This window comes from Sphingosinicella sp. (genome assembly GCF_013911755.1).
Taxonomy (GTDB): domain Bacteria; phylum Pseudomonadota; class Alphaproteobacteria; order Sphingomonadales; family Sphingomonadaceae; genus Sphingosinicella.
Genome location: NZ_JACESP010000010.1, coordinates 81,346 through 93,964, shown reverse-complemented (window position 1 = coordinate 93,964; position 12,619 = coordinate 81,346). Strand labels below are relative to the sequence as shown.

The window sequence follows — 12,619 nt, the reverse complement described above, 5'->3', positions numbered from 1 at the left end:
CGCCGGTCGATCCGGGACGATGTTTTTCGGATCCGATCGACCGGCAAGCCTTTCGCGATGATGAAAAGGGAGATTTGAAATGAAGCGTGTTCTTGCCTCTATCCTGCTCGCCGCCGCATTTCCGGCCAACGCCGAAACGCTCCACCAGCGCACGCTCACGCTCGATACCCACCTCGATACGCCGATGCACTTCGCGCGCCAGGGCTGGAGCTTCGGCGACAAGCACAGCTACGACACCGATCTTGTTCAGGTCGACATGGGTCGCATGGACGAAGGCGATCTCGATGGCGGCTTTTTCGTCATCTACACCGAACAGGGCCCTGTGACGGCGGAAGGTTTCGCGAAGGCGAAGGCGTTCGCGCTCGGCCGCGCCGATCTCATCCGTGCGACGCTGGCGAAGTTCCCCGATCGCATCGCGCTCATTTCGACCGCCGCCGACGCGAAGCGCATGGATGCCGCCGGCAAGCGCTTCGGCTGGCTCAGCATCGAGAATTCCTATCCCATCGGCGAAGACCTCTCGCTGCTGAAGACCTTCTACGATCTCGGCGTGCGTCTCGCGGGGCCGGTGCACGGCAAGAACAACCAGTTTGCCGATTCTTCGACCGACACGCCGCAGTGGAACGGTCTCAGCCCGCTCGGGCGCCAGTGGGTCGCGGAGATGAACCGGCTCGGCATCGTGATCGACGGCAGCCATTCGTCTGACGCGGCGTTCGACCAGATGCTGGCGCTGTCAAAGACGCCGCTGATCCTGTCGCATTCAGGTTCGAAGACGATCTCCGATCAGCCCCGTAACCTCGACGACGCGCGCATTCGCAAGCTTGCCGAGGCGGGCGGCGTGATCTGCGTCACCACGGTGTTCCTCGCCCCGATGAACTTCACGCCCGAACGCAACGCGCTGTTCGCCCAGCTCGAAAACATCGGCACGATGACGCCGGAGGAACAGAAGAAGCTGACGCGCGAAACGCGCGCGCTCGATGCGGTGATGCCGATCCAGAACACCGATTTCGAAGCCTTCATGAAAAGCCTGCTCCACATCATCAAGGTGGCGGGCGTCGACCATGTCGGCATCGGCGCGGACTGGGATGGCGGCGGCGGCGTCAAGGGCCTCGAGGATATCGGCGGGCTCCCGAAGGTCACCGAGCGCCTCCGCGCCGAGGGCTTCTCGGACGCGGACATCGAGAAGATCTGGAGCGGCAACGTGCTGCGCGTCCTCCGCCTCGCCGAGGAAAACGCCGCGCGCTAGCCTTTGAACACGGCTTCCAGCGTCGCCACGTCCAGCTTCCGCATCTTGAGCAGTGCGTCCATCATGCGGGCGACCTGCTCTGCCGTGCCGTTCTGCTGCATGGTGAGAATGGTGCGGGGCACGACCTGCCATGAAACGCCGAAGCGGTCTTTCAGCCAGCCGCACATACTGGGTTCGCCGCCATCTGCTGTCAGCGCATCCCAGTAGCGGTCCACATCCGCCTGATCGGCGCAGTCGATCGAAAAGGAAACGGCTTCGGAAAACGTGAAGTGCAGCCCGCCGTTCAGGGCCTGAAACGGGCGGCCGCTGAGCGTGAAGCTGATCAGCAGCGGCGTTCCGGCAGGGAAGGGCGCGCCCTCGCCGTAGCGCGAAATCACGTCGATCGATGAATTCGGGAACAGCGACACGTAGAAATTCGCGGCCTCCTCGGCATTGCCGTTGAACCAGAGGCAGGGGGCAATGGATGACATGGCGATCTCTCCCTTCGTCACGCGGCGGCGTTTTGTGTCCGGGCGCCCGAACATAACAATCCACGCGCAGGGTGATCGACCGTATTGAACCCGTGCCGCGCTCCGTTCATCGTATCGCGAAAGATCCGGAGATTCATCGTGTCAGAACCCGTTCGGGCCGCCCGCCGCTTTGCCCCGGCAACCGCGCGCAACCGCGATCCGATTCTGAAGGTGCTGGGGCCGCTGCTGCCCGAATCGGGGCTGATCCTTGAACTGGCGAGCGGCACGGGCGAGCACGTCGTGCATTTCGCGCGGGCGCGGCCGCGTCTCGTCTGGCAGCCGAGCGATCCTTCGCCCGAGGCGCGCGAATCGATCGCGGCGTGGGTCGCGGCCGAGGGTCTGCCCAACGTGCGCGCTCCGCTCGCGCTCGATGCGGCGGCGGCGGATTGGCCGGTGGCAGGCGTCGATGCCGCGGTCTGCATCAACATGCTGCACATCAGTCCGTGGGCGGCGACGGAGGGGCTGATGCGCGGCGTCGGCACGCGCCTCCCTTCGGGCGGCCTTCTTTACATCTACGGGCCGTTCCGCCGCGCCGATGCGCCGACTGCACCCAGCAACGAAGCCTTCGATGCCGACCTCAAATCCCGCGATGCGCGCTGGGGCCTCAGAATGCTGGAGGACGTGCGGACCGAAGCCGGCACGAACGGGCTCGGCTTCGAAGGCTTCGTGGAAATGCCCGCGAACAACCTGTCGCTAATCTTCCGAAAGCACTGATCCCTAAAAAGAAACGGCGCAGGTTGCCCCGCGCCGCTTCCTTTTTTGTCACGAAGCCTGTTGTCAGGCGTTCGCTTCGCCTTCGGCCTCAGCCTCACCCTCAGCGGCGAATTCGCCCGGCTCAAGGTTCGGGTCGCGCTCTTCGGTAAAGCCGCTCACGTCCTTTTCGAACATGTCGGCAAGCACGTCGACGCCCTGCGCCTGCAGATCTGCCTCGTCGCTCGAACGGGCGACGTTCGCCTCGATCTCGATGCTGACTTCCGGGTGCAGCGCCACGCGGACCTTGTGAATGCCGAGGGCCTTGATCGGCGTGTTCAGCACCACCTGGTTCTTGTGGACGGCGATGCCGTTCGCCTCGGTCAGCGCCTCGGCGATGTCGCGCGCGGCGACGGAGCCGTAAAGGTGACCGGCATCCGAAGCCGCGCGGATCAGCACGATCTTCGCGCCGTTGAGCTTTTTCGAGTCCGTCTCGGCGCTCGAACGCTTCTCGGCGTTTTCCTTCTCGATGCGTTCGCGGTTCGCCTCGAACTTCGCCTTGTTGGCATCGTTGGCGCGAAGCGCCTTGCCGCGCGGCAGCAGGAAGTTGCGGGCGTAGCCCGGCTTCACCGAAACAACGTCGCCGATGCCGCCGAGGTTCTCGACGCGTTCAAGCAGGATGATGTCCATAGCCATGGGTCTTATCCTTCCTTAGCGAACGAGGAACGGCAGCAGGCCGAGGTGGCGGGCGCGCTTGATCGCCTTGGCCAGCTCACGCTGCTTCTTGGCCGAAACCGCGGTGATGCGGCTCGGCACGATCTTGCCGCGCTCGGAGACGAAGCCCTGAAGCAGGCGCACGTCCTTGTAATCGATCTTCGGCGCATCGGCCCGGCTGAACGGGCAGGTCTTGCGGCGACGGAAAAACGGGCGTGCCATCGTTATTCTCCTTCACGCTCGCGGCGCGGGCCGCGGTCACGATCGCCACCGCGGTCTCCACGGTCGCCGCGATCCCCACGATCACCGCGCGGTCCGCGCGAGTCGCGGTCGCCGCGATCGCTCTTGCGCATCATCGCCGAAGGCTCTTTTTCAAGCTCGTCGACGCGGATCGTCTGATAGCGAATCACATCTTCGTTGATCGCGATGTTGCGCTCCAGCTCGTGCACCGCCGGGGCCGGGGCCTCGATGTTGAGCAGCACGTAGTGCGCCTTGCGATTCTTCTTGATGCGGTAGGCGAGGCTCTTCAGGCCCCAGTATTCGGTCTTTGCAACCTTGCCCGCGCCGTCCTCGATGATCTTCGTGAACGTTTCGGCAAGGCTATCCACCTGCGCGGTGGACAGATCCTGGCGCGCCAGGAAAACATGCTCGTAAGAGGGCATGGTCCTATCTTCTCCTCAAATACCGATCGCTGACGACGGGCAATCCGCCGCCCCTCCGGCTGGCTACGGGATACAAAAACAAGCGGCGGGAAGCCTGGCTCCCCGCCGCTGGTGACGGCCCTATGGCGCAAAAGCGCCGGAAAGGCAAGCGCAGTTAGGCTGCGTTCGTCGAGGCGTAGAGTGCCCAAAGCGCGGCAACGCCGTTGAAGCCGCTTGCCTCGGGAACGCTCTTGAACGTCGCCGCTGCCGCCGAACGGTTGCCCGCACGCAGCTGGCTGATGCCGCCCAGCACCTTCGCCTGATCCGCCGTGGCGCCACCCGCCTTCGCTGCCGCGCCGTAAAGCGAGGCGGCCTTGGCATAATCGCCCGCGCCGAACGCGACGTGAGCGGCCTGCAACTGGCCAGCGCCGGTCTTCGGCAGCTTGCTGACGCCCGCGGTAGCGGCGGCAGAGCGCTTGGCGGCGGCTTCGAGAAGTCGCGCGTTCATCGCGTCGCTTGCAGGGATTGCGCCCGATTTCATGCCGCTTTCCAGCGTGCGCTTGGCGATCGCGGGCTGGTTCGCGACGATCGCGAGCTTCGCATATTCCTGATAATCTTCGGGTTTCGTGATGTTGCCCGTCTGCTCCATCAGCTCGAAGAGCGCGAGCTTCGCTTCGCGGGGCATTTGCCCGTTCTTCATGTCGATGAGCAGAGCACGCCAGCGCGCCGGCGACGGATCGATCTTGATGAGCCGCTCGGTCGTGGCGAGGTAGCCCTTCTTGTCGTCCATCTTGTACTGGGCGTTGGCGAGGCTCTGCAGCCAGCCTTCGCGCGCGCCGTGCTGCTTGATGAGGTTCTGGTAGACGCCCGCGGCGCCCTTGAAGTTGCCCTGACGGAAATACGACTGGGCAACGATCGTCTGGCCCTGCACGCCGCCGGTCTTCTTGCCGAGCGCGATCGCCTTGTCGAGCTGGCCGGCGCGGTAATAGAGCGGCGCGAGCTGCGAGGCAGGCGCCCCGATGCTTTCCAGTTCCTGCGCGGCAGCGGCCCAGCGGCCGCCCTTGGTGTGCACGAACGCCGCCATTTCGGCGACCTTGCGGCGCTCGATGGCGGTGCTTGCGGCGCTGCGGGCGGCGTTCACGCGCGCGGTGGCAGCGGCATTATTGCCCGCGTTCGCGAGCTTGGAGGCTTCCTGCAGCGGCTTGCCGACGCCCGAGGAAAGCGCCTGCGCCATGGCCGGCGCCGAAAGGCCGGCCGGAACCGCAAGCGCGAGCGCGGCAGCCATCGTCAAGCGAGAAACAAACGTCATTGTAATCCTTCCACTCCCAGTTTCGGGTCCAGCGTACCGAATCTCGGCACATTAACGCCTGAAGAGGCCCTCCGCTCCAAGCCTTTGACCATGCTTTATTACACGGCAATGATGGCCCGCTGCTGAACGGGCCGTTCATCACGGCGAATGAAAACCGCGCGAACCTTAACGATTCGGAGCCGAATCGCAACATTCCTCTGTCGCTTGCGCGTGCGCACGGACATCACTAAGCGCCTGCCGAAGGCATCGTAACCAACGAAGAAGGGGCGGCCCCTATGGCACGCGCATTCATTTTTCCGGGGCAGGGCAGCCAGGCGGTCGGCATGGGGCAGGCGCTCAGCCTTGCGAGTGCGGCCGCGCGCGAGGTGTTTCAGGAGGTCGACGAGGCGCTCGGGCAGAACCTCTCCAAGCTGATGTTCGAAGGCCCGGAGGCCGATCTCACGCTCACCGAGAACGCTCAGCCCGCGATCATGGCGAACGCCATCGCGGCGCTCCGCGTGCTTGAAAAGGAAGGCGGATTGCTGCTCGCCGACAAGGCCGCCTACGTGGCGGGCCACAGCCTCGGTGAATACACGGCGCTGTGCGCGGCCGGCAGCCTGGGCCTTGCCGAGACGGCGCGGCTCCTGAAGCTGCGCGGGCAGGCGATGCAGGCGGCGGTGCCGGTGGGCGAAGGCGCGATGGCCGCGCTGCTCGGCCTTGATTTCGAAGCCGCCGTGAAGGCCGCCGCGGAAGGCGCGCAGGGTGAAATCTGCCAGGCCGCGAACGACAACGCGCCGGGGCAGGTCGTCATTTCGGGCCACAAAGCCGCCGTCGAGCGCGCCATCGAGATCGCCAAGGGGCTCGGCGCGAAGCGCGGCATGTTGCTGCCGGTGTCCGCGCCCTTCCACTGTTCGCTGATGGCGCCCGCCGCCGAAAAGATGGCGGAGGCGCTGGCGGGCGCTAACATCGCCGCGCCGTTCGTGCCCCTGGTTGCGAACGTCACCGCTGCGCCCGTTGCCGATCCGGCGGAAATCCGCCGCCTCCTCGTCGAGCAGGTGACCGGCACCGTGCGCTGGCGCGAAAGCGTGCTTGCGATGACGGGTCTCGGCGTCGACAGCTTCGTCGAATTCGGCGGCAAGGTGCTCGGCCCGATGATCAAGCGCATCACGCCCGATGCGGCAACGCTCAGCCTCGTTTCGATGGACGACATCGAAGCCGCGGCAAAGACACTCTAGGGGAGGCAAACATGTTCGATCTCACCGGCATGAAGGCGCTCGTCACCGGCGCGAGCGGCGGCATCGGCTCGGCGATCGCGAAGGCGCTCGTGGCGCAGGGCGCGACGGTCGCGCTTTCGGGAACGCGCGAGGAAGCCCTGAAGGCCGTGGCGGCCGAAATCGGCGGCACCACGCACATCCTGCCCTGCAACCTTTCGGACAGTGCGGCGGTCGACGCGCTCGTCGGTCAGGCGGTCGAGGCGATGGGTGGCATCGACATCCTCGTCAACAATGCGGGCGTCACGCGCGACAACCTCGCCATGCGCATGAAGGACGAGGAGTGGACGGACGTGATCCGCATCAACCTCGAAGCCGCCTTCCGCCTCTCGCGCGCGGCGCTTAAGCCCATGATGAAAGCGCGTTTCGGGCGCATCATCTCGATCACATCCGTGGTCGGTGCCACCGGAAACCCCGGCCAGATGAACTACGCGGCGTCGAAGGCCGGCCTCGTCGGCATGTCGAAGGCGCTCGCGCAGGAAGTGGCCAGCCGCAACATCACCGTGAACTGCGTCGCGCCCGGCTTCATCGTTTCGGCGATGACCGACGCGCTTCCCGATGCCCAGAAAGAGGCGCTTACCGGCCGAATTCCGGCCGGCCGTCTCGGCGAAGGAAGCGATGTGGCGGGCGCGGTCGTCTATCTCGCCAGCCGTGAAGCGGCCTACGTTACCGGCCAGACGCTTCATGTGAACGGCGGAATGGCGATGATCTGAGCGACACGGGGACTTGCAAGGCCACTGACACACGGCTACTGCCAACTTCAAACATCAGTCTGTTCTTCTAGGGGACCATTTATATGAGCGATGTCGCAGAACGCGTGAAGAAGATCGTCGTCGAGCACCTCGGCGTCGAGCCGGACAAGGTGACCGAGGACGCGAGCTTCATCGACGATCTCGGCGCGGACAGCCTCGACACCGTCGAGCTGGTGATGGCGTTCGAGGAAGAGTTCGGGGTCGAGATTCCTGACGATGCCGCCGAGAAGATCCTCACCGTGAAGGACGCGATCGGCTACATCGAGGAAAACAGCGCCGCCTGACACGGGGACGCTTGCCGAATCAAACGGCACGGAATCACGAGCGGCTCCCCGGAAAAAGCCGGAGGGCCGCTCGCTTGTTATCAGGACACGGGAGAACCGAATGCGCCGCGTCGTCGTCACCGGACTGGGTCTTGTCACACCGCTTGGCGGGGACGTTGAATCCAGCTGGCGCAATATCCTTGCCTCGAAGTCGGGCGCCGCGCGCATCACCCGGTTCGATCCTTCGGATCAGGCGTGCACGATCGCCTGCGAAGTGAAGATGGATGGCCGCGAGGATGGCTGGGACGTCTCGAAGCGCGTCGATCACAAGATCCAGCGCCAGGTCGACCTGTTCATCCAGTTCGGTATCGACGCCGCCGGTCAGGCGATCGAGGACGCGGGCCTTGCCCATCTCACCGACGAGCAGAAGCTGCGCGCGGGCTGCTCGATCGGCTCGGGCATCGGCGGCCTGCCGGGCATCGAATCCGAATCGATCGTGCTCCACGAAAAGGGACCCCGCCGCGTCAGCCCGCACTTCGTGCATGGACGCCTCATCAACCTCGTGTCGGGTCAGGTTTCGATCAAGTACGGCCTGATGGGCCCGAATCACGCCGTCGTCACCGCCTGTTCCACGGGCGCGCACTCGATCGGCGATGCTGCGCGCATGATCGCGCTTGATGACGCCGACATCATGCTCGCGGGCGGCGCTGAAAGCGCGATCTGCCCACTCGGCATCGCTGGTTTCGCGCAGGCGCGTGCTCTCTCGACCGCGTTCAACGATCAGCCCGAACGCGCCAGCCGCCCCTACGACAAGGACCGCGACGGTTTCGTCATGGGCGAGGGCGCTGGCGTCGTCGTGCTTGAGGAGTATGAGCACGCGAAGGCCCGCGGCGCGAAGATCTACGGCGAAGTCGTCGGCTACGGTCTCACCGGAGACGCCTACCACGTCACCGCGCCGCATCCGGAAGGCTTCGGCGGCTTCCGTGCGATGCAGATGGCGCTGAAGAAGGCGGGCATGAACCCCGCCGACATCGACTACATCAACGCCCACGGCACTTCGACGCCGCTCGGCGATGAAATCGAACTCGGCGCCGTCCGCCGCCTGTTCGGCAGCGCCATGGACGCGGTCTCGATGTCGTCGACGAAGAGCGCGATCGGGCATCTGCTTGGCGGCGCCGGCGCGGTCGAGACGATCTTCTGCCTGCTCGCCATCCGCGATCAGATCGCCCCGCCGACGATCAACCTTGAAAACCCCAGCGATGGCTGCGCGGGTGTCGATCTTGTGCCGCTCGTCGCCCGCGAACGGAAGATCAAGGCCGCGCTCAACAACAGCTTCGGCTTCGGCGGCACCAACGCCTCGCTGATCGTCAAGGCGCTCTGACTTTATGAAAAAACTGCTGGTCGCCATCGTCGTCGCGGCGCTGGCGGCTGCTGCCGTGCTCGCGTTCCAATGGACCGCCACGGGCCCGCTCGCGAAGGATGCGGACATCATCGTGCCGCGCGGCGCATCGCTTGCCGCCACTGCCGTCCGCCTCGAAGAGGCCGGCGCGATCCGCTCGTCGGACGCGTTCCGGCTGATGGCGCGTGTGCTCGGCTCCGGCGCGCCGATCAAGGCGGGCGAGTTCCGCATCCCCGCGGGCAGCAGCGCGGCGGCGATCCTGCGCATTCTCCAGCACGGCGAACCGCTGCAGCGACTCATCATCATCCCCGAAGGCCTGCCGTCCATCCTCGTGCATGAAAAGCTGATGGCGGAAGACCTGCTTACCGGGGAGGTCGATGTGCCGGCGGAAGGCTCGGTGCTGCCCGGCGGCTACAGCTTCGAGCGCGGCGAGCCGCGCGGCGCCGTGCTGAAACGGATGCAGGACGCGATGGCGAAAACGCTCGCCGAACTCTGGCCCGCGCGCAAATCCTCGTCGGTCGTAAAGACGCCCGAGGAGGCCGTGAACCTCGCCGCCATCGTCGAGAAGGAAACCGCCAAGGCGGAGGAACGCCGCACGATCGCGGGCGTGTATTCAAACCGGCTGCGCATCGGCATGATGCTGCAGGCCGATCCCACGGTCATTTACCCGATCACGAAGGGCAAACCGCTCGGCCGCCGCATCCGCCAGTCGGAACTGCGCGCCGACAACGGCTACAACACCTATGCGAAGGCGGGCTTGCCCACGGGACCGATCGCCAATCCGGGGCGCGCGTCGATTGAAGCCGTGCTCGACCCGGAAACCACCGATGCGCTCTATTTTGTGGCGGACGGTACCGGTGGACACGTGTTCGCGCGCACGCTCGCCGAGCACAACGCCAACGTCGTGAAGTGGCGCGCGATCCGCCGGGAACGCGGCGAACTATAGGCCCGGTGCGTCCCTCGACTTCGCTCGGGATGGTGGTCTTAGCGCAAAAAGTGTTTCACCCCGAGCGAAGTCGAGGGACGCACAACCTCAGTCCCCCAGCCGTCGAACCGCCGTCACGGGCTGGTCGTACTGCGGCAGCAGGCGGCCGATCACGTCGTCGAGCGGCTCGATCACCGTCGACATGAAGAAGGCGTTGGCGTGTAGCAGCCGCGTCTCGTCGAACATGAAACCGACATGACCGGGGAAGAACACGAGGTCGCCGCGTCGATAGCGCCGGTCCTCGACCTCGTGCCCGAGCGCGGCCTGCATGTCGCTGTCCCGGGGGCAGGCGATGCCGCAAGCGCCGAACGCGACCTGCACGAGCCCCGAACAGTCGATCCCGCCGCGCGTGCGGCCGCCCCACTTGTAAGGTGTGCCGAGGAAAAGTTCGGCGACCGCGACCGGATCGGCAGCATATTCGTCGATCGCGGCGATGTGGCGCCTGTGAACATAGCCCCCGGCGGCCGACACGAACTTCTCGTCATGCGCTGCGGCGCTGGTCTGTGCGCCCATCGGCAGCGCGCCGATCACCGTGGCCTTGATGTCGGGCTTCGCGAAGACGAGAGCGGTCGGCGCGGCGATCCGGTGCGTTTGCACCTCCGCGCCTTCGGAAAGCAGCGCGGCGTCGACATAGCCGACATAATGGTCGTGAGCGCTGTATCCCCAAGCGACACCGCCCGACACATCGAGCACGTCGAAGGCTTCACCTGAAAGAAGTTCGCTCACGGCCACGGCATCCGCTTTCGGCGTCTTGCGGATAGGCGCCTGCTGTGCCGCCAGCCGATGGCGAATCGGCGCGGCAAAGCGCGGCGCCTCGACAAGCCCCTCAAGGGCTACATCGGCAAGGTCATCGCGCCACGCGTTTGTGCGTGGGTCCGGACGTTCGGCGCTAGATGTAGGCGCGATCCTCGCGTGCGTTGCTGCGTTCGGCATGGCCCTGTGTCGCCTCGATCATTCCTGCGAAGGTTTCGAGGAATTCGTGGCCCTGCGCGGTCCGCTCGACGAAGATGTTGCGCAGGTCACTCTCGTCCTTCTGGCGGCGGATATAGCCGAAGGCGCCGAGCGTGTTGAGTGCCCGCGTGATGACCGGCTTCGAAACCCTCAGTTTGGCGGCAAGGCCGCGCACCGTGTGCGGTCCCTGCGTCAGGTAGACGACAAGCAGCAGCGCCATCTGCCGGTTGGTAAGATCCGGACGGTTCGATTGCACATAGGCAATCACCGTCTGCATCCAGGGGGAGAGCAGCGCATCGATCCGGTCGTCTAGGCCTGAGAGGGACATGGTTTTTTCACCCGTTATCTCGTTTCGGGTCACCATATTTTAACGGGCGTTAATGATGTGTTGATATTTTAGGTTAACCCGTTGAAGCGTTCATTCGGTGCGATGGGTGCCGTAACGTCTCTCGATATACGCCCAAAATGCCCTGAGACCTAGCGCTTCACCGCCTTTTGGGCGCCCCGGCTTCGCCGCAGGCATCCATGCGAACGTGTCAAGATGCGCCCACGGCGTTTTCGGATCGACAAATTTTTCGAGATAGAGCGCTGCCGTGATCGCGCCCGCGAAACCGCCCGAAGGGCTGTTGTTGATGTCCGCCACATCGGACTTCAGCATCTCCGCATAGGGTTTCCAAAGCGGCATCCGCCACAGCGGGTCGCTGCTCGTGTCCGCACCTTCGAGCAGCCCTTCGGCAAGGGCTTCGTTGTTGGCAAACAGTGCGGGGAGATCGGGGCCGAGCGCCACGCGCGCTGCGCCGGTCAAAGTCGCGAAGTCGAGGATCATCTCGGGGCTGTCCTCGTCCGCGAGCGCGAGCGCATCGCAGAGCACGAGCCGCCCTTCGGCATCGGTGTTGCCGATCTCCACGGTGGCGCCCTTGCGCGTCTTGATGATGTCGCCGGGGCGGAATGCGCCGCCGTCGATGGCGTTCTCGACCGCCGGGATCAGCAGGCGCAGCCGCACGCGCAGCTTCGCACCCATCACGAGCCCCGCGAGCGCAAGCGCGTGCGCCGCGCCGCCCATGTCCTTCTTCATCAGCAGCATGTTGCCCGCGGTCTTGATGTCGAGCCCGCCCGAATCGAAGCACACGCCCTTGCCGATGATCGTCAGTTTCGGGTCGCCCTTGCGGCCCCAGCCCATGTCGATCAGCCGGGGCTCGCGGCCGGCGGCGGCGGCGCGGCCCACGGCGTGGATCGTCGGGAAGTTCGCTGCGAGCAGATCGTCGCCGACCGTGACCTTCACCTCGGCGCCGTGGTGGCGCGCGACATCGCGCACGGCGGCCTCCAGCGCTTCGGGCCCCATGTCCTCGGCGGGCGTGTTCACGAGATCGCGCACCAGCACCTGCCCGTCCGCAAGTCTTCCGAGCGCGGCGATATCGACCGATTTGGGGACGAGCAGCGTGCGCGGTTCGATCGGCTTGGGTTCTGAAAGGTAGCGCGTGAACGTGTAATGCGCGAGCATCCAGCCGAGCGCCGCCGCGCCCGGTTCGCGCCCGGCAATTCGGTATCGTCCCGGCGGCAGCGCCTTCACGGCACCGGCGAGATCCCACGGGCCGAGCGTAGCGGGGGCGCCGAAAGCGGCGCTCCAGCTTTCCGCCTCGCTCCCAGGAAGGATCACCCGCGCGCCCGCCGCGCCCTTGAACTGCGCGGCGTCCACGGCGGCGCGCGCCCGCGCCGGCAGCGCGTCCCGCCACGCTTCGAAGCCGGCGGGATCGACAAGCGCGATCTCGCGGGCGTCCTGCCCCGTGTCATGTTCGATCAGGCTCGTAGATTCCATCGTGTTCGCGCTTTTCCGTTCCCGCTCTTCGCTTGCCGCGAAGCGGCAGACCGCCTAAACGATCCGCCAAATTTCAACTCCGCACCTGCGCCTGAAG

General features: G+C 65.5%; 15 protein-coding genes. 7 read left to right on the top strand and 8 right to left on the bottom strand.

Annotation, left to right across the window (positions count from 1 at the left end; translation table 11 throughout):
* The first annotated feature begins 79 nt into the window (after positions 1-79).
* The gene (locus H2052_RS09065) at positions 80-1,243 is read left to right on the top strand and encodes a dipeptidase (RefSeq protein WP_293780482.1); all 1,164 of its coding nucleotides are present in this window, start codon (positions 80-82) and stop codon (positions 1,241-1,243) included.
* Here H2052_RS09065 and H2052_RS09060 read toward each other — a convergent pair.
* Positions 1,240-1,713, bottom strand: a complete 474-nt coding sequence (locus tag H2052_RS09060) for a VOC family protein (RefSeq protein WP_293780479.1) — start codon at positions 1,711-1,713, stop codon at positions 1,240-1,242. The two genes, H2052_RS09065 and H2052_RS09060, sit on opposite strands and share 4 nt — an antisense overlap.
* A gap of 138 nt (positions 1,714-1,851) precedes the next feature.
* On the opposite strand from H2052_RS09060, the gene H2052_RS09055 reads away from it, so the two are divergent.
* Complete coding sequence (locus H2052_RS09055; protein WP_293780476.1) at positions 1,852-2,466, top strand: DUF938 domain-containing protein; 615 nt, start codon at positions 1,852-1,854, stop codon at positions 2,464-2,466.
* Positions 2,467-2,529: 63 nt separating this feature from the next.
* Here H2052_RS09055 and rplI read toward each other — a convergent pair whose 3' ends face one another.
* The 4 genes from rplI to H2052_RS09035 form a co-directional block, all read right to left on the bottom strand.
* A complete protein-coding gene (gene rplI / locus H2052_RS09050) occupies positions 2,530-3,132 on the bottom strand; it encodes a 50S ribosomal protein L9 (protein WP_293780539.1) in 603 nt (200 codons plus the stop codon).
* Between the two features lie 21 nt (positions 3,133-3,153).
* Positions 3,154-3,378: a 30S ribosomal protein S18 gene (gene rpsR / locus H2052_RS09045; RefSeq protein ID WP_121050826.1), complete on the bottom strand. Its 225-nt coding sequence runs from the start codon at positions 3,376-3,378 to the stop codon at positions 3,154-3,156.
* A 2-nt stretch (positions 3,379-3,380) separates the two neighbouring features.
* A complete protein-coding gene (rpsF, locus tag H2052_RS09040) occupies positions 3,381-3,818 on the bottom strand; it encodes a 30S ribosomal protein S6 (RefSeq protein WP_293780472.1) in 438 nt (145 codons plus the stop codon).
* Positions 3,819-3,972: 154 nt separating this feature from the next.
* Positions 3,973-5,106 carry a tetratricopeptide repeat protein gene (locus tag H2052_RS09035; protein WP_293780469.1) on the bottom strand — a complete coding sequence of 378 codons (1,134 nt, stop codon included), beginning with the start codon at positions 5,104-5,106 and terminating at the stop codon, positions 3,973-3,975.
* Between the two features lie 275 nt (positions 5,107-5,381).
* Between H2052_RS09035 and fabD the strand changes: the two genes are divergently transcribed.
* The 5 genes from fabD (at position 5,382) to mltG (ending at position 9,716) form a co-directional block, all read left to right on the top strand.
* The gene (fabD, locus tag H2052_RS09030) at positions 5,382-6,320 is read left to right on the top strand and encodes an ACP S-malonyltransferase (RefSeq protein ID WP_293780466.1); all 939 of its coding nucleotides are present in this window, start codon (positions 5,382-5,384) and stop codon (positions 6,318-6,320) included.
* A gap of 11 nt (positions 6,321-6,331) precedes the next feature.
* A complete protein-coding gene (gene fabG, locus H2052_RS09025) occupies positions 6,332-7,069 on the top strand; it encodes a 3-oxoacyl-[acyl-carrier-protein] reductase (RefSeq protein WP_293780464.1) in 738 nt (245 codons plus the stop codon).
* An 83-nt stretch (positions 7,070-7,152) separates the two neighbouring features.
* Positions 7,153-7,392, top strand: coding sequence for an acyl carrier protein (locus H2052_RS09020; RefSeq protein ID WP_121050812.1), 240 nt, complete (start codon positions 7,153-7,155; stop codon positions 7,390-7,392).
* A gap of 100 nt (positions 7,393-7,492) precedes the next feature.
* A complete protein-coding gene (gene fabF, locus H2052_RS09015; RefSeq protein ID WP_293780459.1) occupies positions 7,493-8,752 on the top strand; it encodes a beta-ketoacyl-ACP synthase II in 1,260 nt (419 codons plus the stop codon).
* Between the two features lie 4 nt (positions 8,753-8,756).
* Positions 8,757-9,716 carry an endolytic transglycosylase MltG gene (mltG, locus tag H2052_RS09010; RefSeq protein ID WP_293780456.1) on the top strand — a complete coding sequence of 320 codons (960 nt, stop codon included), beginning with the start codon at positions 8,757-8,759 and terminating at the stop codon, positions 9,714-9,716.
* An 87-nt stretch (positions 9,717-9,803) separates the two neighbouring features.
* Here mltG and H2052_RS09005 read toward each other — a convergent pair whose 3' ends face one another.
* The 3 genes from H2052_RS09005 to H2052_RS08995 all read right to left on the bottom strand — a co-directional run bounded on the left by H2052_RS09005 (position 9,804) and on the right by H2052_RS08995 (position 12,522).
* Positions 9,804-10,688 (bottom strand): NlpC/P60 family protein, encoded by an 885-nt coding sequence (locus H2052_RS09005; RefSeq protein WP_293780453.1) that lies wholly within the window; start codon positions 10,686-10,688, stop codon positions 9,804-9,806.
* A complete protein-coding gene (locus H2052_RS09000; protein WP_293780450.1) occupies positions 10,645-11,034 on the bottom strand; it encodes a MarR family transcriptional regulator in 390 nt (129 codons plus the stop codon). The genes H2052_RS09005 and H2052_RS09000 overlap by 44 nt, the downstream gene beginning before the upstream one ends.
* 90 nt (positions 11,035-11,124) lie before the next feature.
* Positions 11,125-12,522, bottom strand: coding sequence for a leucyl aminopeptidase family protein (locus H2052_RS08995; RefSeq protein ID WP_293780447.1), 1,398 nt, complete (start codon positions 12,520-12,522; stop codon positions 11,125-11,127).
* Positions 12,523-12,619 lie beyond the last annotated feature (97 nt).